We start from the raw sequence: 20,582 nt of genomic DNA on the forward strand, positions 1-20,582 counted from the left end.
CACTCGACCAGCGTGCAGGCGGTTCTACGATTTTTCGCATGACGCAGTACCTGTCCTTCGTCGCGCTCGCCGCCGTGCTGGCGATCGCACCCGGCCCCGACTCGCTACTGACCCTGCGCAGCACGCTGCTCGGCGGCCGGCGACGAGGTGCATGGACGGCGGCCGGCATCCTGGTGGCCAACATCGTGCAGGGCGTGCTCGCCGCGTCCGGTCTGGGCGCGATCCTGGTGCACGCCGAGACGGTGTTCCGGATCATCAAGTGGGTGGGAGCGGCATACCTCGCCTATCTCGGCTTCCTCGCGATCCGCGCGGCCTGGCGGATGCGGACGACGGACGGCGCCACGGAGGCGAAACTGCCGGCGCGGCGCAGCCCGTGGTCGGCGGTTCGGCAGGGCTTCCTGTGCAACATCACCAACCCGAAGGTGCTGGCCTTCAACATCGCGGTGCTGCCGCAGTTCGTGGGCGAACACGCAAGCGTGGCAACGCTGCTCACCTACGCGATGACTTTGTCGGCGGTCGGCTCGATCGTGCTTGTCGGGCTGGTCGTCCTCGCGGGTGTCGCCTCTCGCGTGCTGCAACGGGTCACCGTGCGGCGCAGCATCGAAGGCGCCACTGGCGCGGTGATGATCGGTTTCGCCGGCGCGCTTGTCGCGGAAAGCTGACGTGCGCGGCACCTCGATACGCCTCCCCCGCTTCGCTCCGCCGGCTACTCTGCGACCGCTGCGCTCGGCGACCTCGCTGCTACAGGCGTCGGTCGCGGAGGACGGGAAAGGACTCGCGGAACTCCTCGACGGCCGTGGGGTCGATGTCGACGCGTAGCACCTCCTGGCCGGTGCCCGCTTCGGCGAGCACCTCGCCGGTCGGTGCGATGACCGCGCTGTGCCCGCCCATGGTCGTGTTCGCGTGCGTGCCGGCGGTGTTGCAGCCGATCACGAAGCACTGATCCTCGATGGCGCGCGCCCGCAACAACAATGACCAGGCCTCCACCCGAGCCTCCGGCCAGGCCGCCGGTATGACGAAAACCGTCGCGCCGCGGTCCACCTGAGCCCGATAGAGCTCGGGGAAGCGCAGGTCGTAACAGGTCGACAACCCGGCGCGAACTCCCGCAATGTCCGTGATCACGATGTCGGCTCCGGCCTCCATCAGCTTCGGCTCGCCCCCGGCGAAACCGAAGCGGTGAATCTTCCGGTAGGTGGCGACGACCGAACCGTCCGGCGAGATCAGCACCGAGGTGTTCCACAACGTCTTGCCCTCGGGTCCGGTCTCGCCGGAGTCGGGGCGCTCGGCGATCGAGCCGCCGTGCAACCAGACGCCCACCTCCCGAGCCACCGCCGCGAGCGCCGAGACCACTGACCCGCTGACGTCCTGGGACCGTGCCGGCCAGTCCCGGTAGGAGAATCCGCCGGCCGACCACAGCTCGGGCAGGACGACCAGGTCCGCGCCGGACTCCGCCCGCACCAGCCCGACGACGCGATCGGTGCGCTCGGCGAGCGACTCGTCGTCGTCATAGGCCAACTGGATGAGGGCAGTCTGCATGAAGGTCAGTCCTTTTCGTGAGCGCCGGCACGAGCACGCGCGGCCAGATAGTCGTTGTAGGCGATCAGCTCGGCATCGCCGTCGCGCTCGGCCTGCCGCTCGGCACGCTCCCCGGCGGCCCGGTCGGTGCGATACCACTCCCCGGCGATGAGCATCGCCAGCATGAGGGTCGGGAACTCGCCCGCACCCCAGGCGACGGTGCCGGCCCGCTGCTGATCGACCAGGGCGTCGGGCACCCACGACAGGTGGAGCACCGTGAAGAAGTCCGGTGCGAGCAGCGTCGTGCCGGTCATCATCGCCACCCCGAAGAAGGCGTGGAAGGCGATGGCCACGAGCAGGACGAGCATCCGGATCGGCGGCGCCCAGCGCTTGGGGCCCGGATCGATGCCGACCAGCGAGTAGGCGTAGATGTACCCGGTGATCATGAAGTGCGCGACCATCAGGAGGTGCCCGGTGTGCGTGGTCAGCGCCAGGTAGAACCAGCTCGAGTAGTAGAAGACGATCAACGTGCCGAACGAGAGCACGGCGGCGATGATCGGGTTGGCGAAGAAGCCGAAGATCCGTGAGTGCACGATCGACAGGACCAACTCGCGGGGACCGAGGGTGCCGTCGGTGCGCCGCGGCAGCGCACGCATCGCGAGCGTCACGATGCCGCCGCGCACCAGGCAGATCGGCACGAACATCGACACGCCCATGTGCATCAACATGTGCATCGAGAACATGACGTGCCCGTAGATCGCGGGCGCGCCGTCTGCGAAGTAGGTGAAGCCGGCCCATCCGGCGATCCACCACAGGGTGCGGGTGACCGGCCACTTGTCGCCGCGGCGGTGCAACCGCCATACCCAGCGCAGATAAACGCCGAGGGCGAGTATGGCGATCACGGTGAACAGCCACTCGACCCGCCAGGCGGTGAACCAGCTGCTGGTGTCGAGCGGGGTCGGTGTCGGGTAGTCGGTGAGCGAGAACGCGATGTCGGTCTTCTGCAGCGGCGACTCGCCGGACACCGGCGGTTGCGAGCGCGAGAGAGCGGCACCGAGCCCGATCGCGACACCCATCACGACGGCCTCGACCGCCGCGAGACGCACGAAGGCCGCCCGCCCCGGCTTGGATGACCGGTCCGCCCGCAACCGGTCGACGACCCGGCGCCGCTGGAACCAGCCGAGCACGCCGAGCCCGACGAGCGCGGCGGCCTTGGCGAGCACCACGATCCCGTACCGCGACCCGAGCCCGGCGACACCGCCGAGCCGGATCCAGGCGTTGAGCACGCCGGAGAGGCCGACCATCGCATAGCACCAGGTCGCGATCGTCGAGAAGCGCGCGACGACGTCCGGCGTGCCCTTGCCCAGCCGCGACCACATGACCAGCACGGCGAGCAACCCGCCCACCCAGACGGCGACACCGGCGAGGTGGAAGGCCAGCGAGTTGACGGCGGCGTCGTGGTCGTTGCTGCCGGCGGCGTGCCCGGACAGGGCGAGGGGCCACAGCGCGAGCACCGCGCCGAAGAACAGCCAGGCTTGCACCGCGCGGCCGACGCCGATGAAGCAGACGATCGCGATCGCCAGGCCCGCGAGGCTGCTGATCGCCGGATTGCGGAGGGTTTCCAGCTGCCAGGTCCAGTGCCAGACGCCGGACCAGAACCCGCTCGCGCCCACATGCACGCCCGAGTCGTCGGCGTAGTTGAGGATGTCGCTGATGATCCCGAACACCGCCCACGACAGGGCCGACCAGGCGGCATACCGGCAGACGCGGATGCGCCGTGCGGTCCGTGCGCCCTCGGGCATCAGCATCCCGCCGAGCAGCAGCAGCCCGATCGTGAGGGCCATCGACAGCTCGAACAGGGTGGACGACAACGGCAGCCCCCACCGCACCACAGCGCCCGGATCGAGCAGCTGCAGCTTGGCCGCCGCGCCGGTGAACCGGATCCCGGCCGCACACGCGATCAGCCCGCCGAGTGCAGCCGCAGCGACGCCTCCCGCACGCGAGATGGGGCGGGCGGTGCGGGGCTGATCGGTCACTACAAAAGGTTAAGTCCGCAGGTTCTGGCTCATGCGGTCGGTGCTGGCCCGCAGCGGCCATTACCGTGTGGGTATGCCGACACGACCGCTCCCGCCCGAAGGACTCGACGAGTTGGTGACGTCGTATGGCGCCACCGCGCAGGCCGTTCTCGACCTCGGACTGACCTGCCACCCCGACCAGTTCACGTTGCCGACTCAGCACGAGGGCCGCACCGTGCTCGACCAGATCGCGCAGGTCGCAGGCATCCCACCGGGTGAGGTGCGAAGCGGCCACGAGGTGGTGCAGCAACTGGCGCACGCCCTGCCCCGGCGCATGCGGGCACTCCGCGAGCCCGGGCTGACGCTGGACAGTCCGACCCCGGAAGTGCTGGGCGGGGCCGGCACGCTGGGCACGGTTCTCCCGCTGCGGATCATCGACACCTGGTGCCTGGAGCAGGACCTACGCGAGGCACTCGACCGGCCCGGCAGCCTGGACTCGCCGGCGGCCGCACTCGTCGTCGCTGCGATCCTGGCGGCGTTCCCGGCGCAGGCCGAAGGTGCCGGCCTTGCCCCCGGCACTTCGGTGATCATCGAGTGCACCGGCCCCGTCCTGGCCCGCGGAGGAGTCCGCATCACGCCGAGCCCCAACGGCTCGCTGCGCGCGGAGGCGCTCTTCTCGGGGCAGGCCCATGTCGACGAGACCGACGACACCACCGGTGAGCTGATCATCGTGCCGCCGGGCTCGATCACCACCATCCGGCTGACCACCGAGGCGCTCACCCGTCGTGGCGCCGGCCGGGTGCCGACGGCGCTGTTGCGCTACTCGGTCGTGGGCGACGAGTCCATCGCCGCCCGGGTGTTGGACCGCCTCGCCATCGTTTCCTGACCGTCACCCCGCGAAGTTTCTCCCCCGCTGCGCTCCTCCGAATACTTCGCGGGGACCCTGACTCCATACTCCGCGCTTCGAATCAGGACCGGATTTTGTCCATCGGGGTTCGATGTATATACTTGTATGTCGCAAGCAAATGAACCGAGCCCGCAGGAAGTCGACACATGCCCGTTGAGCACGCCGTGGCAATGGAGTTGTCCGCGGAGCTGATCCAGCTGGTCAAGAAGATCGAGGCGGTGCGCCATCACACGCCGCGGGTGCATCCCGGATCGGAGCCGTCGAGCTATCCCGTGATCTTCGCGCTCCGCCGCAGCGGCCCGTCCCGGATCTCGACGCTCGCTGAGTTGGTCCACTCCGACGTCTCCACCGTCAGCCGGCAGGTCAGCCACTTGGTCGGCCATGGGCTGCTGGTCAAGGTGTCCGACCCGGACGACGGCCGCGCGCAGCGCGTCGCGCTGACCAACGAGGGTGAGGCCCTCGTGCAGCGGCTGCAGGACGGCCGCGGCAAGTGGATCCAGCGCATGCTGGCCGGTTGGGACGACGACAAGGCCCGCGACTTCACGCGCTATCTGCACGAGTTCGTGGACGAGCTCAGCGCCGAACTCGACCGCGCTCGCGCCCAGGGCGCGGACCTCCCCGAATTTCCCCCAATCACTCGAAAGGATCCTTCGTGAGCACCTCGACGGCGGCCGACAAAGCCCCCACGAGCGGTGAATTCACCCACCGGCAGATCCTGACGATTCTCACCGGCCTCTTGCTCGGCATGTTCCTCGCCGCGCTCGACCAGACGATCGTCAGCACCGCCATCCGCACGATCGCCGACGACCTGCACGGCCTGTCAGTTCAGGCCTGGGTCACCACGGCATACCTGATCACCTCGACGATCACCACGCCGATCTACGGCAAGCTCGGTGACCTCTACGGCCGCAAGAAGCTGTTCGTCTTCGCGATCGGTGTCTTCATCGTCGGTTCGGCGATGTGTTCCTTCGCGACCTCGATGTACGAGCTCGCTGCCTTCCGGGCCTTCCAGGGCATCGGCGCCGGCGGCCTGATGACGCTGGTGCTCGCGATCATCGGCGACCTGGTGCCGCCCCGGGAGCGGGCGAAATACACCGGCTACTTCATGGCGACCTTCGGCACCTCCTCGGTGCTCGGGCCGGTCGTCGGCGGCTTCCTCGCCGAGACCTCGTCGTTCCTCGGCGTCACCGGCTGGCGCTGGGTCTTCCTGGTCAACGTGCCGATCGGCATCGTCGCGCTCTTCGTGGTGTCGGCGACGCTGCACCTGCCGCACACTCGTCGCGAGGCCCGCATCGACTGGTGGGGCGCGGTCGCTCTCGTCGTCTCACTCGTGCCGTTGCTGACGGTCGCCGAGCAGGGCCGCTCCTGGGGCTGGGCATCGGCAACGTCGCTCGTATGCTTCGCGATCGGCATCCTGGGCGCAGCCGCCTTCGTCTGGGTCGAGCACCGGATGGGCGACAACGCACTGATCCCGCTGCGCATCTTCAAACTGCGGGCCGCCTCGGTGACGATCGGCGCCAGTGTCATCGTCGGCATCGGGATGTTCGGCGGCATCACGGTGCTGCCGCTGTACATGCAGATTGTGCACGGCGCGTCCCCGATGACCTCGGGCCTGATGATGCTGCCGATGGTGGCCGGCCTGATGATCGCCGCCGTCATCTCCGGTCTGATCACCGCGAAGACCGGCAAGATTCGCGGTTTCCCGATCCTGGGCACCCTGCTCGCGACGGTCGGGCTGCTGCTGCTGTGGATCTTCGTCACGGCCGACACCAACCTCGGCTGGGTGATGGTGATGATGTTCATCACCGGGCTCGGGCTCGGAAACTGTATGCAGCCGCTGACGCTGATCGTCCAGAATGCCGTGCCGCCCCGAGAGATCGGCGTTGCGACGTCGGCCGCGACGTTCTTCCGGCAGACCGGTGGCACCATCGGTGTCGCGATCTTCCTGTCGATCCTGTTCAGCACGGTCGGCGACAAGATCAAGGGTGCGCTCGGGGCGGCGGTCAAGGCCGACCCGTCGCTGGGCAGCCCGGCCAACCAGAAGCTGCTCGGGAAGGTCGCCGCGACGGTGCAGGACGACTCCAACATCCTGCAGCACGTGCCCGCCGCGATCGCGCACCCGTTCAAGGTCGGTTTCGCCGACTCGATGGACCTGATCTTCCTGTGCGCGGCGGTGCTGATGTTCCTCGGCTTCCTGGTGCTGCTGCTCATGCCGCCGGTGGAGTTGCGCGCCCAGTCGGCGCAGGCCGCCGCCGCATCCGAAGGTGAGCTCGCCGAGGCGACCGCGATCGGCCAGACTCCCGAGCCGGTCGGTGTCGCCTCGGGTGCGGCCGGACGCCACTCGTTGAACGGTGGCGAGACGGTGAGCGACGTCGACGAGTCGTTGCCGCCACGGCACAACGCGGAGTAGCGAACCCACCAGAACCCGGATCCGGGGCCCCCGCGAAGTATCGGGGGAGCGTGGCGGGGTCCCCACGAAGTATTCGGAGGAGCGAAGCGGGGGAGAAACTTCGCGGGGTGCCGGAGCGGAGGAGAACTTCGTGGGGTGGAAATGGCCCGGCACGTCATACGTGCCGGGCCATTCGTTGTCTTGACCTACTACTTCTCCCGGCGCCGGGCGTCGGCATACGCACGGACCTTGCGGGCGCGCTCACGCGCGCTGACCGACCGGTCCGGCACGTCGACGATCGCGAACGCCGGCGGCGGCAGCTCCACCGGACCCGGGCCGGGCACCGGCCGCTTCTCACCGACCGTGGGGTGGCGGCGCTGCCACCACTCGTAGACGCCGAGGATGATGCCCAGAGTCATGAGGCTCAGCCAGAACTCCTTCTGGGTCTTGCCGATGAATGCCATCGAGACGATCACCGCACCCATCAGCGCGATGGTCAGGTAGCTCAGCCCCGGGAAGAGCCACATCTTCAGCAGCGGACCTTCCGGCATCTCGGCCTCCAGCCGGCGCCGCAGCACCACCTGGGAGATGGCGATCGCGAGGTAGACGAACAGCGCGACGGCGCCATACGAATTGACCAGGAAGCTGAACACCGCGTCGGGCGAGACGTATGCCGCGATCACCGACACGTAACCCACCAGCGTCCCGGCGAGGATGGCGCGCCGGGGCACCCCGCTCTTGGAGAGCTTGGTGAACGCGATCGGCGCGTCGTTGTGCCGGGTGAGGGCGAAGAGCATCCGCGAGGAGGTGTAGAGCGCGGAGTTCAGGCAGCTGAGGACGGCGGTCAGCACGATGAGGTTCATGATCGTCTCGACGCCCGGCACGTTCAGCACGGCGAGCACCGACGCGTAGGGGCTGACGCTGACGTTCTTGCCGTTCCACGCCTGCACGCTGACGACCACGAAGATCGAGCCGACGTAGAAGGTGACGACCCGGATGATGATCGAGCGCATCGCCTTGGCGATCGCCTCGGCCGGTCGCTCGGACTCCGCTGCGGCGATGGTGACGATCTCGGCGCCGGTGTAGAACGCGACGCACGGGACCACGGCGGCGACGACCGCACCCCAGCCCAGTGGTGCGAACCCGCCGTTGTTGACCAGGTTGCCCAGCCCGGGGGTCGAGTGCGGCCACGCTCCGGTCAGCCAGAGGATGCCGGCGGCCAGGAAGAGCACGATCGCCACGACCTTGATCGAGGAGAACCAGTACTCGAACTCGCCGTAGGACCGGGCGCTCACCATGTTGGTGCCGGTCAGCAACAGCATCAGCCCGAGGCTGAGGACCCACAGCGGCACCGCCGGCACCCAGAGCTGCAGGATCCGGCCGCCGGCGACGGCCTCCACCGCCACGACGATGACGAAGAAGTACCAGTACATCCAGCCGACGGCGAATCCGCCTCTGCGGCCGAGGGATTCACGCGCGTAAACATAGAAGGAGCCGAGTGCCGGCCGGTTGACCGCCATCTCGGCGAGCATGCGCATGATCAGAACGGTGATCAGTCCCGCGATGAGGAAGGAGATCACCGCCGCGGGTCCGGCGTCGTCGATGACGACACCGCTGCCGACGAAGAGGCCGGCCCCGATCACCCCGCCCAGGGCAATCAGGTTCATGTGACGTTGTTTCAGGCCCTTCCCGAGCCCGCTCTCGGCGGTCGTCTCCAAGGTCTCACTCATGTGCTAACGCCTCCATCTGCGCCACCGAAGTGCGCGATGTCGCTCACTTGACTGTCGAATCTCGCTGTGACAGTGGGGTTTTCGATCTAGTAATTGAATAACCGCCATCGGGATGTGAGCAGTACCACACACGTGCTCCTTCGTGGTACCAGCCAGTCACGACCGGCCGAAAATGGCAAGGGCCAAGGACCGACCGGGTCACCGGTCGGCCCTTGGCCGCTTGGTATGTCGCGGGCTAGCTCCGTTGGGGTTTAGACGTAGTCCTGGTACTTCTTGAGCAGCCGCACCGGCTTGGACAGCGCGTCGCGACGGAACGGGTCGCCCAGCTCCCGGGTGCACATGATCTCGATGACCGTGGTGACACCGTCCTCCAGCTGTGCCTTCACCGCCGCCTGCAGCGCCGGCCCGACATCCTCCAGCTTGTCGACGGTGACGCCCTGGGCGCCCATGGACCGGGCGACCTCGGCGAAGCTGGGGTTGTCCAGTTCGCCGGCCACGAACCGCCGGTTGTAGAAGTCGACCTGGTTCTTCTTCTCCGCGCCCCACTGCCGGTTGTGGAAGACCACCGACGTGACCGGGATGTGGTGCCGGACGGCCGTCATGATCTCCGTCATGCTCATCGTCCACGCGCCGTCACCGGCATACGAGATGGCGGGCCGGTCCATCGCGGCGGCCTTGGCCCCGATGATGGTGGGCAGCGCGTAACCGCAGTTGCCGAAGCTCATCGGCGCGAAGAACGACCGCGGCTCCTCGAAGCGCAGGTAGGAGTTGGCCACCGAGTTGATGTTGCCGATGTCGGTGGACACCATCGCGTGTGCCGGCATCGCCTTCTCCAGCTCGCGGAGCACCTGGCGCGGGTGCAGCCAGTTGCCGTCCTCACCCTCGGCCTCGGCAATCATGTCGAGGCTGTAGTCGTCGCGCTCATGGGTCCAGTCGTCCAGCTCGCGCTCCCACGCGTCCTTCTCGGCGACGATGCGCTCGCCGCGCTCCGCGCGGGTGCTGTCGCAGGCGAGGGTGCGGTCGCGCAGCCGCTCGGTGAGGGCGACGGCGGCGTCCTTGGCGTCGCCGCAGATGCCGACCGAGATCTTCTTGACCAGGCCGAGCATCTTGTGGTCGGCGTCGACCTGGATGATCTTGGCGTCCTTGGGCCAGTAGTCCAGTCCGTGCTGCGGCAGGGTGCCGAACGGGCCGAGTCGGGTGCCGAGCGCCAGCACCACGTCGGCCTGGCTGATCAGCTTCATCGCGGCCTTCGAGCCCTGGTAGCCCAGCGGCCCGCACCACAGCGGGTGGCTGGCCGGGAACGAGTCGTTGTGCAGGTAGGAGTTGACCACCGGTGCGCCGAGGCGCTCGGCGAGCGCCTGGCACTCCTCGACGCCGTCGGCCATCACGACACCGCCGCCGGAGACGATGACCGGGAACTTGGCGGTGGCGAGCAGTTCGGCCGCTTCGTCGAGCGACTTGGTGCCGCCGGGGCCCCGGTCGAGCACCTGCGGCTGCGGGATCTCGCACTCCAGCTCGCCATAGAAGTAGTCGCGCGGGATGTTCAGCTGGGTCGGGCCGAGCTCGGAGTGTGCCCGGTCGAAGCAGCGAGCGGTGATCTCGGCCATCCGCTTCGGGTTGTTGACGTGCCCTTGGTACTTGGTGAACTCCTGGAACATCGGCAGCTGGTTGGCCTCCTGGAAGCCGCCGAGGCCGATGCCCATCGAGCCGGTCTCCGGGGTCACGATCACCACGGGGCTGTGCGCCCAGAAGGCGGCCGCGATCGCGGTGACGCAGTTGCTGATGCCAGGGCCGTTCTGGCCGATGCAGACGCCGTGCCGGCCGCTCACCCGTGCGTAGCCGTCGGCCATGTGGGCCGCGCCCTGCTCGTGTACGACGGGGACGAGCCGGATCCCGGCGGGCGCGAAGATGTCCATCGCGTCCATGAACGCCGAGCCCATGATCCCGAAGATCGTGTCGACGCCGTTCGCTGCCATCGTCTCGACGAACGCCTCCGACGGCGTCATTCGTTGCACACCGGCCGACTCGTCAGATCGACCGGCGACCTGTGATTCCAGGGCCTGTGCCTCCACGCTTTCCGCGAGATCGGTCATGTGTTCCACTCCTTCAAGGGACGGATCCCGACATCCACCCGTCTCAAAAAACGGAACGTCGCGATCGAATTTCTTCAACACTTGGACCGTAGGCACTGGCTGCGCTACTGTCAAGGCAATCTCGTTTTCTTGTGCTCTCCGTACCGTTTTCCGGAAGCAACCCTGGAGGTAGCTGCGATGAGTTCCCCGCTGCGGCCCGCGCCGGACCCGCTGGCCGCCGAGCCGCTGCCCGGCGACACCCCGGCGTTGCGGTTGTTCGCGCTGCTCGAACTCATCGGCGGCAAGGACCATTTCGTCACCCTGCAGGGGCTCGTCGAGGAGACCGGACTGCCCAAGCCCACGGTGCACCGGATGCTGCAACAGCTGGAAGGCGCCGGGCTGCTGGTGCGGCAGGCCGATGGCCGGCACTACGGCACCGGCGCCCGGCTGCGCGACTTCGCCGAGACGCTGATGCTCAACACCGTCCAGTTCGGCGGCCGGCACGCGGTGCTGCGTCACCTCGCCGCGGAGACCGGCGAGACCTGCAACATCACCGCGCTGTCCGGGGACGAGGTCGTCTACCTGGACCGCGTGGAGACCGACGAGCCGCTGCGGGTGCAGCTCGGTCCCGGCTCGCGGGTGCCGATGCACGCGTCGGCGAGCGGCAAACGGGTGCTGGCGCAGCTGACCACGAAGCAGCGGCACCGACTGCTGGAGCATGCCCCGCTGCAGCGCTTCACCCCCAACACGATCACCTCGGTGAAGGCACTCGATGCCGAGCTGGACCGCATCGCCGAGCAGGGTTACGCGATCGACGACGAGGAGTATCTGCCCGGTCTGGTCTGCATCGCCGTGCTCGTGCCCGGCGGATCGGAGCGGTCCAACCTCTGCGTGGCGACCCAGGCGCCGGTGCTGCGCATCGACAAGGACTCCGCGACGAAGCTCCTGCCGGCGCTGCGGCGCGCAGCGGATGCCCTGGCGGACATCGAGCGGGAGGGAAACCAATGAGCCCTGGAACTGCCTGTGTTGCAGAGCTTTTCGGCATCGAGACCACCATGCAGGTGCCGGTCAGCGCGCCGCCGGCCGAGCTGGCCGAGCACGTCCCGGCCGTCGATCCGGCATACGTCTTCGACCCCGACGTGACGCTGGCGATCCTGTCCGGCTTCGCGCACAACCGGCGGGTGCTGTTGCAGGGCCTGCACGGCACCGGTAAGTCGACGCACGTGGAGCAGGTGGCAGCGCGCCTGGGCTGGCCCTGTGTGCGGGTCAATCTCGACGGGCACCTGTCCCGGCTCGACTTCGTCGGCCGCGACACCGTCGTGGTCCGGGACGGCGTGCAGGTGACCGAGTTCGCGGAGGGCATCCTGCCATGGGCGCTGCAGCGTCCCGTGGCGCTGCTGCTGGACGAGTATGACGCGGGCCGCCCGGACGTGATGTTCGTACTGCAGCGGGTGCTGGAGCAGGAAGGCAGCCTCACCCTGCTCGATCAGAACCGGGTGCTGCACCCACACCCGGGGTTCCGCCTGTTCGGCACCGCCAACACCGTCGGGTTGGGCAACACCAGTGGGCTCTACCACGGGGTGCAGCGGCTCAACCACGCCCAGCTCGACCGTTGGTCCGTCGTGGCAACGCTGAATTACCTACCAGCAGAACGTGAATCGCAGATCGTGCTCGGCCGGGTGCCGGCGTTGCGCGGTCGTGACCCTTTGGTCGGAGCGATGGTCGAGTTCGCCGGACTGACCCGGAGGGCGTTCGCCGCCGGCGACCTGTCGACGCTCATGTCGCCGCGCACGGTGATCAGCTGGGCGGAGAACATCGCGATCTTCGACGACATCGCCCGGTCGCTGCGGCTGGCCTTCACCAACAAGTGCGCGGACGACGAGAAGCCGCTGGTGGCGGAGTTCTTCCAGCGGTGCTTCGACGCGGACCTGGACCTCGCCCTGCCGACGAGCGCATGAGTGTGGTGCCCACGACCGACGAAGTCGCGACCGCGGTCGCGCGGGCGGACCGGTCGGCCGCGGCGGCGCGGGCGCTGGGCGGTGCCGGCTTGCTCCGGCGCGGGGAGGCACTCGTCGACCGCGCTGGGATCGTCCCCGTGCGGGCGGCCCACGTCGTGGCGGCCGACCTGACCGACGCGCGCACCTCGTCCGGGGTTGCCGACGCCGTAGCCGTCCGGCTGCGCTACAGCGACGCCGCGCTGCACCGAAGCCTCTTGCCGGACTCCGAGATCGCCCGGATCGTCGTCGAACTCGCCGAGCAGTTGCGGTGCGAATCCCTCGTGCCCCCAACGCTTCCCGGCGTGCGACGGAATCTTACGCGCCTCTTCGAGCGGTGGATCGACGACGCCTGGCAGACCGGGGCCATCGAGACCGAGCTCGGCTTACACCTGCTCACCATCGCGGTCGTCATCCGCGCCCGGCTCACCGGAAGCCCGATCCCGGAGGAGCTGGAGGACGCCATCGAGAGCACCCGCTTCGCGCTCGCCGAGGACATCGGCCGGCCGTTGCGACGGTTGGCCGGGCAGCGCACCGACCAGCGGGCGTTCGGCGAGTCGGCGCGGGAGATCGCGCTCACGATCGCCGCGCTCTTCCCCGACGAGGTCAGCACCGTCGAGCGGACGAACCTGCGCGAGTCCGGTTTCGTGCCCGTCATACCCCCGGGATCGGACGGCGACGACCCGGCCATGGGAGCACCGGGCACGACCCGCGCGCACGCCGCCATCCGCCGGGACTACACGGTGTTCACCCGTGCGTACGACCGGGTCTCACAAGCCGCCGCGCTGGCCCGCCCGCTTCAACTGAACCGCTGGCGCGCCGAACTCGCCGCACAGCCGCGGCCGGTGCGGGCCGAGCGCATCGCCCGGATTGCCGCGGCCCGGCTGGCCCGACCGGTCACCGCCGGCTGGGCGGGTGGCATGGACGAGGGACTGCTCGACCCGACGATGGTTGCCTCGTTCGTCACCCGGAAGGACGCGTCCGGGATCTTCCGGCTCCCCGGCAGCCGGCTGCGCACCGCGGCGGCGGTGACGGTCCTGCTCGACTGCTCGGGCTCGATGCGTCGGCACAGCGCCGCGACCGCGACCCTGTGCGACCTGCTCGGCCAGGGACTCGACCTGGCGGGAATTCCGTTCGCAGTGCTCGGCTTCAGCACCGTCGACTGGCACGGTGGCCGGGCCGCCCAGGACTGGCGTGCTGCCGGTTCGCCCGCACATCCAGGGCGGCTCGGTGGCACGCACCACCTCGTCTTCGTTCCGCCCGGAGTTCCGTGGCGGCTGGCCCGCCGCGGGCTGCCGGTGCTGCTGCGCCCGGATCTGTATGCCGAGGGCGTCGACGGAGAGGCCGTGCACTGGGCGGCCGGTCAGGCGCGCCACCAGGAGGCGGAGCGCCGGATCCTGCTCGTGCTGTCCGACGGCGGTCCGATGTCGACTGCCACCCGGGACGCCCAGGGGGCGGCATACCTGGATCGGCACCTGGCCGCCGTCGCCGATGCGATCGAGCAGGACGGCACGGTCGAATTGTGTGCTCTGGGCATCGACGCCGACCTGAGCCCGTTCTACCGGCGCAGCCGGACGGTGACTTTCGGCGAGACGCTGAGCCGGGAGACCGTCAACACGGTGCTGGACCTCATCGCCGGAAGATGAGCTACGAGAACGGGATTCGATGGCGTTCCTCGGCTGTGCCTTGCCTGACCGCTTCAGCGGATATGATATCATCTGACTGATATCAGAGGTGATCGTGATGGAACAGATCCTGATCCGCAATCTTCCTGCCGGAACCAAGGCCGCGCTTCGCGCCCGCGCCGAGCAGCGTCACCGGTCTGTCGAGGCAGAGGCGCGCGACTTGCTCACGCGAGCCCTCCAGGACGAGCCGATCAGCATCGTTGACCTCCTCAGCACCGACGACGGAGCCGATATCGAGTTCGAACCCGAGCGGCTGGGTGTCAAGGCCCGCTCAGCAGACCTATGAAATACCTGTTGGACACCAACGTCGTGTCCGCACTGCGAGTGCGAGGGCGCAACCAAGCGGTTGAGGGGTGGGCTGCGTCGGTTCCCGTCGCCGAGCAGTTCGTCTCGGCATTCACCATCGCAGAGATCGAGCGAGGCGTGGTTGCCAAGGAGCGTTCCGACGCTGGGCAAGGGGCGGTTCTGCGTCGTTGGTTCGAAGAGAAGGTCTTGCCCACTTTCGCCGAGCGGGTGCTGCCATTCGACCTCCCGGCCGCCCGGATCCTGGCACGTTATCGGATTCCCGAACACGCGCCGGACGACGATGCCCTCATCGCTGCCGTTGCCGATGCCGCACGAATGACGGTGGTCACACGGAACATCAGGCACTTCGAACCCCTCGGCGTGCCGTGCCTGGATCCGTGGAACACGCCGTCCTCTCAATGATCCGCCAGCGAGCGGGGGCAACTTGCGGTCGGCGCTGAGGCCAATGCCGGTCAGGCCGTCGACATCCGACTCGCGCATGACCGCGGCTTGAGCAGTGATCTCTGGCCACGATGATCGATATCGTCGGAGGTCATGAGTCAGGTCTTCATCGTGAGGCACCCGATGCCCACACTTGACGCCGGATTGGAACCGAGCGAATGGTCCCTGTCGGCGCAAGGCTCGTGCGCGTCGGGGGATTTGCGAGGGCGGCTTCCTCAGGATTCGCGTCGCGTTGCCTCAGGGGAGCGCAAGGCGCAGGAAACACTCCGGGCGGCGCTTGACGGACCGTTCGAGGTTGACCAGAGACTCAATGAGGTACAGCGTCCGGTGGAACGCCGCGCAGCTCTAACCAGCCGCGGGTGGAGAACTCCGGGCTAGCCGGCGACGATCGCTCGATCGGCATTGGCGGCCTGCAACGCGCTGATCAGCGACACGTTCACGACGTCCTCGGCGCTGCACCCCCGCGACAGGTCGTTCATCGGAGCCCGCAGGCCCTGCAGAATGGGGCCGTATGCCGAGGCGTGGCCGACTCGTTCGGCGATCTTGTACCCGATGTTGCCGGCAGCCAGGTTGGGGAAGACGAAGACGTTCGCCTCACCGGCGACCGGCGACCCCGGGGCCTTGCTGGCCGCCACGGCCGGGATAAAGGCCGCATCGAACTGTAGCTCGCCGTCGATACGCAGGGTCGGATCCCGTTGCAGCGCTTGGGCAGTCGCGGTCCGGACGGTGTCCACCGTCGGATGGTCGGCGCTGCCGCTGGTGCTGAAAGAGAGCATTGCCACCACCGGCTCGCGGCCGGTCAGCGCGCCGAATGTGCGGGCGGTGCTGAGCGCGATGTCGGTCAGGCCGTCGGCGTCCGGCTCGGGCACGACGGCGCAATCGGCGAAGGCGACCGGCTCGCCCACCGCGAGCTCGAGCAGGAAGCAACTGGACAGCAGCGAGGTACCCGGCGCGAGCCCGATGCCGCGCAAGGCGGCGCGTATGACGTCACCGGACGGGTTCGCCGCTCCGGCCACCGCGGCGTCCGCCTCGCCGGCGCCGACCGCCGCGGCGGCGACCAGCAGGGGATCGGTCGACGCCTGCACGCGTCGCACCTCCGACCAGCCGTTGCGGGCGGCGAGTTCGTCCAGCCGGGCGGCGACGGGGCCGGTCTGCAGCTCGTAGACCGACCGGCATTCGACCTCTCGGGAGAGGTCTGCGTGCCACCGGCCAACCAGAACGGGCCGCACCCCGTGCTCGGTGAGCCGACAGGCCGCGTCGCGCACCCGACGGTCCTCCCCCTCGGCGAGCACGACGGTGGTCGGTGTAGCGCCCGGCGTCTGCAGGCGCTGCACCCACTGCCTCGTGAGAGGCTCGGTCATCCGCCGAGCACCTCCGTGACCGGGGTGAACTCCAGGCCGTGTGCCGCGGCAACCGGTTCGCTGGTGACCCGGCCCTCGAAGGTGTTCAGGCCGCCGGCCAGCGTCGGGTCGTCGCGCAGCGCCTGCTGCCAGCCCTGGTCGGCGAGCGCGACGGCGTAAGGCAGCGTGACGTTGGTCAGCGCATAGGTCGACGTGTTCGCCACGGCGCCGGGCATGTTCGCGACGCAGTAGAAGATCGAGTTGTGGACCGTGAAGGTCGGCTCGGCGTGCGTCGTCGGCCGCGAGTCCTCGAAACAGCCGCCCTGGTCGATGGCGATGTCGACGAGCACGCTGCCCGGTCGCATGCGGCTCACCGTCTCGTTGGTGACCAGCTTCGGCGCGCGGGCTCCGGCGACCAGCACCGCGCCGATCACCAGGTCGGCCTCCACGACCGCCTTGTCGATCTCGAAGGCATTGGCTGCGACGGTTTTCACGCGGCCGTTGTAGCGGCGGTCGAGTGCGCGCAGCTTGTCGACATTGGTGTCGAAGACGGTGACGTCGGCCCACATACCGACCGCCATCGCGATCGCGTTCATGCCGGAGACGCCCGCGCCGAGGACGACGACGTTGGCCGGCCGGACACCGGAGACGCCACCGAGCAGCACGCCGCGGCCACCCTGCGCCTTCATCAGGTGGTGCGCGCCCTCCTGCGGCGCGAGGCAGCCCGCGACCTCGCTCATCGGGTAGAGCAAGGGCAGCGCCCCGTTCGGGAGCTGGACCGTCTCGTAGGCGATCCCGGTCGTGCCGGCGGTCAGCAGCGCGTCGGTGCACTCCGCCGACGCGGCCAGGTGCAGGTAGGTGAACAGCGTCAGGTCCTTGCGCAGGAAGCCGTATTCGGACTCGATCGGCTCCTTGACCTTCAGCACCATCTCGCCGGCGCCCCACGTCTCCTCGGCGGTGGGGACCAGCCGGGCACCGGCTGCGGCATACTCCTCGTCGGTGATCGATGATCCGGTGCCGGCACCGGCCTGCACGAAGACCTCGTGCCCGTGCTGGACCAGCTCGTGCACGCCGGAAGGCGTTGCCGCAACGCGATATTCGTGGTTCTTGACCTCGGCGGGGACGCTGATGCGCATGGCTGTGTCTCGCTTTCGTTGAATGGGTTCAGGGACGGATGTGGGCGTCGGTCGCGGTCAGCACCGCGTCGACGCAGCGGAAGAGGTCGTCGAGGACCTCGCGGTCGGCGATCAGCGGCGGCGAGAGCATCAGCATCGTCGCGCCGCGGTCGTCCGGACGGGTGATCAGCCCGACGTCGCGCATCGCCCGGGGCATCACCTCCCGGACCAGCGTCGCGCCCTCCTCGTCGGTCAGCGCGCGGCCGCTCTCGCGGTCACCGGTGAGCTCCAGCGCGTAGAAGTAGCCGGTGCCGCGCCACTCGCCCAGGGTCGGGTGGGCATCGACCAGCCGGTCGAGCTGCTGCCGGAAGAAGGGCTCGTTGGCGCGGACGTTCTCCAGCACCTGCTCCTCGGCGAGCGCGCCGAGGTTGGTCAGTGCGACGGCGGTCGAGACGGGGTGCCCGCCCCAGGTCGCGCCGTGGGTGAACATCCCGGCGCTCGGCGAGTCCAGCAGCGCGGCGGCCAGCGGCTGCCGAATCAGCACACCGCCGAGCGGGGCGTAACCGGAGGTCGAGCCCTTGGCGAAGGTGATCAGGTCGGGCACAACGTCGTACTTGGCGGAGCCGAACCACTCACCCAGCCGGCCGTAGGCGCAGATGACCTCGTCGGCGATCAGCAGGATGCCGTAGCGGTCCGCGATCGCCCGCAGTTCCTGCCAGTAGCCCTCCGGCGGCACCAGGGCACCACGCGAGTTCTGCACCGGCTCGGCGAAGATCGCCGCAATGGTCTGCGGGCCCTCCTCCTCGATGATGTCGACCAGCGCCTTCAGCGACGGCAGGTCGGCTGCGGTGCCGCCCTCGGGTACCTGCTCACCGAGCGTGTTGGGGAAGTGCCGGATGCCCGGCATGAGCGGGCCGAACGGCTCCTTGTACTTCGGAATCGCAGTAACGGCAAGGGCACCGAGCGTCGTGCCGTGGTAGGCCATGTCGCGGGAGAGGATCTTGGTGCGCTCCGGCTGGCCCTGGCTGCGCCAGTACTGCCGGCTGAACTTCACCGCCGACTCGACCGCCTCCGAGCCGGAGTTGACGAAGAAGACGGTGTCCAGGTCACCGGGCGCGCGGCGAGCGATCGTCGCCGCCGCCTCGGCCGCCATCGGGTGGGCTGCGGACCAGTTGGTCCAGTAGGCGAGCTTCTCCATCTGCTTGGCCGCCGCGGCCGGTATGTCGCTGCGGCCGTGGCCGATGTTCACGCAGAACAGACCGGCCAGGCCGTCCAGGAAGCGGCGACCCGTGTCGTCATACAGGTAGCAGCCCTCACCGCGCTCGATGATCGGCAACGCGTCGTCCTGCCACACCTTCCCCCGGGTGAAATGCGGGAACAAGTGGCGCTGCGCGAGTGCGCGGGTGTCGGACATGACTGCCTCCCTCGGGCGTGGTGTGTGCTGTGTCACCATCCACGATGGGACGTACGCACTGGGCCTTAGAAGACCCAGCGGGAGGATGATTGATGGATCCAGGCATCGACGAGTTCATTACCCCGATTCGACCCACTCACCAGGGCCCGGTTGGTTTGATTGGCGGGTGCCCAAGCGACGACCACTGGAGATGAGACATTGGCGCTGACCCTGCTCCGGCTGGACCGCGACAGCGCTGAGCCGCTCTATCGCCAGGTCCGCAGAGCGCTCGAGAACGCAGTCACCACAGGCATGTTCGATGCCGAAGAGGCACTGCCCAGTTCGCGTACCCTGGCGATCGAGCTCGGAGTGTCGCGCAACACGATCAAGCTCGCCTACGAGGAGCTCATCGCCGCAGGCATCGTGGTCAGTCGCGAGCGGCGGGGGTTGTTCGTCAACCCGGACGTGCAGGCTGCACTGGTCACCGAGTCGCACCGCACCCCGGGCATCGACTGGTCGAAGCGCACCCGTTCGTTCCCCGACGCGGGCCTGCCGCACATCGAGAAGGTGTCGGACTGGGCGTCATACCCCTATCCGTTCCTCGCCGGACAGACCGACGTGCGCAGCTTCCCGGTCCGGGCCTGGCAACGTGCGCTGCGCGAATCGCTCTACCACCCGCACGTGTTCCCTTCGCTCCAGGACAGCCTCGGAGTCGACGATCCGATGCTGGTCGATGCGATCCGGCGGCAGCTGCTGCCCACTCGTGGCATCGAGGCGGACCCGGACGAGATCCTGATCACCGTCGGGTCGCAGCACGGGCTGGACCTGCTCGGCCGTGTGTTACTCGGCGCCAAAAGCACTGTCGCGATAGAGGATCCGGGCTACCTCGATGCCCGGCACATCTTCACGAGGACCGGTGCCGCGCTGCGAGCGATGCCGGTGGACGCCGACGGCGCGATCCCGCCCGACGACTTCCGTGACATCGACCTGGTCTATGTCACGCCCAGTCACCAGTCGCCGACCAACGTGACGCTGGCGATGGAGCGCCGGCTGCACTTCGTGCAGCGCGCCGGTCGGGCGGGGACGGTGCTGGTCGAGGACGACTACGACTCCGAGTTCCGCTACCGCGGTCAGCCGAGTCCGGCGCTGAAGGCACTCGACCCGACGAGTGACGTCGTCTATCTCGGGACGTTCTCGAAGTTCCTGTCGCCCGGTCTGCGGCTGGGCTACCTCGTGGCACACCGCGATCTGATCCGTGAGCTGGCGCAAGTCCGACGCTATGAACTGCGCCATCCTCCAGGGCAATTGCAGCGGGCGATGGCGCTGTTCATCACCAGCGGCGACTACCACCGCGCGCTGCGCCGGCACCGCGAAAGCCTGCAGCAACGGTGGACCACGATCACCGCTGCCGTGGAGCGCGAGTTGCCGTTCGAGACCGGTCCGTTCCCTCCGGGCGGCGTCAGCCTGTGGCTGGCGGGACCGGCGGGTTTCGACGCCGTCGAGCTCACCGTCCGGGCACGGGCGGCCGGTGTGCTGATCGAGCGCGGCGACATCTACTTCCAGAGGTCGGATGCGTCCGCACGCAGGCACTTTCGGCTCGGGTATGGCGCCATACCAACGCGTTCCATCGTCCCGGGAGTGCAAGCTCTGGCGGCGGTGTGCCGAAAGCTGCACCACTGA

Annotated in this window: 17 protein-coding genes; 10 read left to right on the plus strand and 7 right to left on the minus strand. The window is 68.6% G+C overall.

Annotated features, from left to right (window positions below):
- Nucleotides 1–38: 38 nt before the first annotated feature.
- Nucleotides 39–662, plus strand: coding sequence for a LysE family translocator (locus ACN8HC_RS01650; RefSeq protein WP_490073123.1), 624 nt, complete (start codon nucleotides 39–41; stop codon nucleotides 660–662).
- 79 nt (nucleotides 663–741) lie between these two features.
- Here ACN8HC_RS01650 and ACN8HC_RS01655 read toward each other — a convergent pair whose 3' ends face one another.
- Both ACN8HC_RS01655 and ACN8HC_RS01660 read right to left on the minus strand, forming a co-directional pair.
- The gene (locus ACN8HC_RS01655; protein WP_490073124.1) at nucleotides 742–1,536 is read right to left on the minus strand and encodes a carbon-nitrogen family hydrolase; all 795 of its coding nucleotides are present in this window, start codon (nucleotides 1,534–1,536) and stop codon (nucleotides 742–744) included.
- Nucleotides 1,537–1,541: 5 nt separating this feature from the next.
- On the minus strand, nucleotides 1,542–3,551 hold the full coding sequence (locus ACN8HC_RS01660) for a bifunctional copper resistance protein CopD/cytochrome c oxidase assembly protein (RefSeq protein ID WP_490073125.1): 2,010 nt from the start codon (nucleotides 3,549–3,551) through the stop codon (nucleotides 1,542–1,544).
- Between the two features lie 73 nt (nucleotides 3,552–3,624).
- On the opposite strand from ACN8HC_RS01660, the gene ACN8HC_RS01665 reads away from it, so the two are divergent.
- From ACN8HC_RS01665 to ACN8HC_RS01675, 3 genes are all read left to right on the plus strand, one after another.
- Complete coding sequence (locus tag ACN8HC_RS01665) at nucleotides 3,625–4,416, plus strand: hypothetical protein (protein ID WP_490073126.1); 792 nt, start codon at nucleotides 3,625–3,627, stop codon at nucleotides 4,414–4,416.
- Nucleotides 4,417–4,583: 167 nt separating this feature from the next.
- Complete coding sequence (locus ACN8HC_RS01670) at nucleotides 4,584–5,093, plus strand: MarR family winged helix-turn-helix transcriptional regulator (RefSeq protein WP_490073127.1); 510 nt, start codon at nucleotides 4,584–4,586, stop codon at nucleotides 5,091–5,093.
- Nucleotides 5,090–6,847, plus strand: coding sequence for an MDR family MFS transporter (locus tag ACN8HC_RS01675; protein ID WP_490073128.1), 1,758 nt, complete (start codon nucleotides 5,090–5,092; stop codon nucleotides 6,845–6,847). Before ACN8HC_RS01670 ends, ACN8HC_RS01675 begins: the two co-directional genes overlap by 4 nt.
- A gap of 188 nt (nucleotides 6,848–7,035) precedes the next feature.
- On the opposite strand, the gene ACN8HC_RS01680 is transcribed toward ACN8HC_RS01675, so the two are convergent.
- Nucleotides 7,036–8,556 carry an amino acid permease gene (locus ACN8HC_RS01680; protein ID WP_490073129.1) on the minus strand — a complete coding sequence of 507 codons (1,521 nt, stop codon included), beginning with the start codon at nucleotides 8,554–8,556 and terminating at the stop codon, nucleotides 7,036–7,038.
- A 251-nt stretch (nucleotides 8,557–8,807) separates the two neighbouring features.
- Complete coding sequence (gene xsc / locus ACN8HC_RS01685; protein ID WP_490073130.1) at nucleotides 8,808–10,649, minus strand: sulfoacetaldehyde acetyltransferase; 1,842 nt, start codon at nucleotides 10,647–10,649, stop codon at nucleotides 8,808–8,810.
- 177 nt (nucleotides 10,650–10,826) lie between these two features.
- Between xsc and ACN8HC_RS01690 the strand changes: the two genes are divergently transcribed.
- From ACN8HC_RS01690 to ACN8HC_RS01710, 5 genes are all read left to right on the plus strand, one after another.
- Nucleotides 10,827–11,636 (plus strand): IclR family transcriptional regulator, encoded by an 810-nt coding sequence (locus ACN8HC_RS01690; RefSeq protein ID WP_490073131.1) that lies wholly within the window; start codon nucleotides 10,827–10,829, stop codon nucleotides 11,634–11,636.
- Entirely contained in the window at nucleotides 11,633–12,586 is a 954-nt protein-coding gene (locus ACN8HC_RS01695) for an AAA family ATPase (protein WP_490073132.1), read from the plus strand. The genes ACN8HC_RS01690 and ACN8HC_RS01695 overlap by 4 nt, the downstream gene beginning before the upstream one ends.
- Nucleotides 12,583–14,268: a cobaltochelatase CobT-related protein gene (locus ACN8HC_RS01700; protein WP_490073133.1), complete on the plus strand. Its 1,686-nt coding sequence runs from the start codon at nucleotides 12,583–12,585 to the stop codon at nucleotides 14,266–14,268. The genes ACN8HC_RS01695 and ACN8HC_RS01700 overlap by 4 nt, the downstream gene beginning before the upstream one ends.
- Before the next feature lie 97 nt (nucleotides 14,269–14,365).
- Entirely contained in the window at nucleotides 14,366–14,593 is a 228-nt protein-coding gene (locus ACN8HC_RS01705; RefSeq protein WP_490073134.1) for a FitA-like ribbon-helix-helix domain-containing protein, read from the plus strand.
- Nucleotides 14,590–15,015, plus strand: a complete 426-nt coding sequence (locus ACN8HC_RS01710) for a type II toxin-antitoxin system VapC family toxin (RefSeq protein ID WP_490073135.1) — start codon at nucleotides 14,590–14,592, stop codon at nucleotides 15,013–15,015. The genes ACN8HC_RS01705 and ACN8HC_RS01710 overlap by 4 nt, the downstream gene beginning before the upstream one ends.
- Nucleotides 15,016–15,428: 413 nt before the next feature.
- Here ACN8HC_RS01710 and ACN8HC_RS01715 read toward each other — a convergent pair whose 3' ends face one another.
- Genes ACN8HC_RS01715 through ACN8HC_RS01725 form a run of 3 tightly spaced genes read right to left on the minus strand, consistent with a single transcriptional unit; the run spans nucleotide 15,429 to nucleotide 18,923 of the window.
- Nucleotides 15,429–16,415, minus strand: a complete 987-nt coding sequence (locus tag ACN8HC_RS01715; protein ID WP_490073136.1) for a phosphotransacetylase — start codon at nucleotides 16,413–16,415, stop codon at nucleotides 15,429–15,431.
- A complete protein-coding gene (gene ald, locus ACN8HC_RS01720; RefSeq protein ID WP_490073137.1) occupies nucleotides 16,412–17,530 on the minus strand; it encodes an alanine dehydrogenase in 1,119 nt (372 codons plus the stop codon). Before ald ends, ACN8HC_RS01715 begins: the two co-directional genes overlap by 4 nt.
- Before the next feature lie 28 nt (nucleotides 17,531–17,558).
- Nucleotides 17,559–18,923, minus strand: a complete 1,365-nt coding sequence (locus ACN8HC_RS01725; protein ID WP_490073138.1) for an aspartate aminotransferase family protein — start codon at nucleotides 18,921–18,923, stop codon at nucleotides 17,559–17,561.
- A 198-nt stretch (nucleotides 18,924–19,121) separates the two neighbouring features.
- On the opposite strand from ACN8HC_RS01725, the gene pdxR reads away from it, so the two are divergent.
- Complete coding sequence (gene pdxR / locus ACN8HC_RS01730; RefSeq protein ID WP_490073139.1) at nucleotides 19,122–20,582, plus strand: MocR-like pyridoxine biosynthesis transcription factor PdxR; 1,461 nt, start codon at nucleotides 19,122–19,124, stop codon at nucleotides 20,580–20,582.

This window comes from Flexivirga sp. YIM B11880 (genome assembly GCF_058148645.1).

What these genes read in the sequence shown, in the direction of transcription:
- ACN8HC_RS01680 (WP_490073129.1), bottom strand. Translation starts at nt 8,556, where the DNA reads ATGAGTGAGACCTTGGAGACGACCGCCGAGAGCGGGCTCGGGAAGGGC.
- ACN8HC_RS01695 (WP_490073132.1), top strand. Translation starts at nt 11,633, where the DNA reads ATGAGCCCTGGAACTGCCTGTGTTGCAGAGCTTTTCGGCATCGAGACC.
- ACN8HC_RS01700 (WP_490073133.1), top strand. Translation starts at nt 12,583, where the DNA reads ATGAGTGTGGTGCCCACGACCGACGAAGTCGCGACCGCGGTCGCGCGG.
- ACN8HC_RS01715 (WP_490073136.1), bottom strand. Translation starts at nt 16,415, where the DNA reads ATGACCGAGCCTCTCACGAGGCAGTGGGTGCAGCGCCTGCAGACGCCG.
- ACN8HC_RS01725 (WP_490073138.1), bottom strand. Translation starts at nt 18,923, where the DNA reads ATGTCCGACACCCGCGCACTCGCGCAGCGCCACTTGTTCCCGCATTTC.
- ACN8HC_RS01665 (WP_490073126.1), top strand. Translation starts at nt 3,625, where the DNA reads ATGCCGACACGACCGCTCCCGCCCGAAGGACTCGACGAGTTGGTGACG.
- ACN8HC_RS01670 (WP_490073127.1), top strand. Translation starts at nt 4,584, where the DNA reads ATGCCCGTTGAGCACGCCGTGGCAATGGAGTTGTCCGCGGAGCTGATC.
- ACN8HC_RS01690 (WP_490073131.1), top strand. Translation starts at nt 10,827, where the DNA reads ATGAGTTCCCCGCTGCGGCCCGCGCCGGACCCGCTGGCCGCCGAGCCG.
- ACN8HC_RS01655 (WP_490073124.1), bottom strand. Translation starts at nt 1,536, where the DNA reads ATGCAGACTGCCCTCATCCAGTTGGCCTATGACGACGACGAGTCGCTC.
- ACN8HC_RS01710 (WP_490073135.1), top strand. Translation starts at nt 14,590, where the DNA reads ATGAAATACCTGTTGGACACCAACGTCGTGTCCGCACTGCGAGTGCGA.
- xsc (WP_490073130.1), bottom strand. Translation starts at nt 10,649, where the DNA reads ATGACCGATCTCGCGGAAAGCGTGGAGGCACAGGCCCTGGAATCACAG.
- ACN8HC_RS01650 (WP_490073123.1), top strand. Translation starts at nt 39, where the DNA reads ATGACGCAGTACCTGTCCTTCGTCGCGCTCGCCGCCGTGCTGGCGATC.
- ald (WP_490073137.1), bottom strand. Translation starts at nt 17,530, where the DNA reads ATGCGCATCAGCGTCCCCGCCGAGGTCAAGAACCACGAATATCGCGTT.
- ACN8HC_RS01705 (WP_490073134.1), top strand. Translation starts at nt 14,366, where the DNA reads ATGGAACAGATCCTGATCCGCAATCTTCCTGCCGGAACCAAGGCCGCG.